The sequence below is a fragment of the Polaromonas sp. P1_G2 genome (assembly GCF_056405515.1).
Window position 1 is genome coordinate 1 of the sequence record NZ_JBFUBY010001658.1, and the last position, 371, is coordinate 371.

1 protein-coding gene is annotated in these 371 nt (G+C 60.4%); it reads left to right on the forward strand.

Annotated features, from left to right (window positions below):
- Window positions 1-25: 25 nt before the first annotated feature.
- Window positions 26-371: Rieske 2Fe-2S domain-containing protein (locus AC1D0P_RS32005; RefSeq protein WP_477680401.1), on the forward strand; the 346-nt coding region annotated here is incomplete at its 3' end.

Here is a 371-nt window from a genome sequence, read left to right on the forward strand (position 1 = left end):
GCGGTAACGAGCGGGAGCCGATCCGATGAACCAGATGCACATGCCGCATCCCGCCTCGCCGCTTCTGGATCATTGTCCCGAGACCCTGCCCGCCAAGGCCTATTTCGATCCCGACTGGTTTGTCCGCGAACAACTGATGATCTGGTCGAAGCATTGGGTCTATGTCGGCCGCGATAACGGCCTGTCGGAAATGACCATGCGCCGGATCAGCGTCGCCGGCCAGAACCTGATCCTGATCAAGGACCGCGACGGCAATCTCTCCTGCTTCCACAATACCTGCCGCCATCGCGGCTCGGAACTCTGCTCGGTCGAGGAAAAACAGCTCGCCTCCAAACTGATCGCCTGCCCCTATCACCAGTGGAGCTACGCAC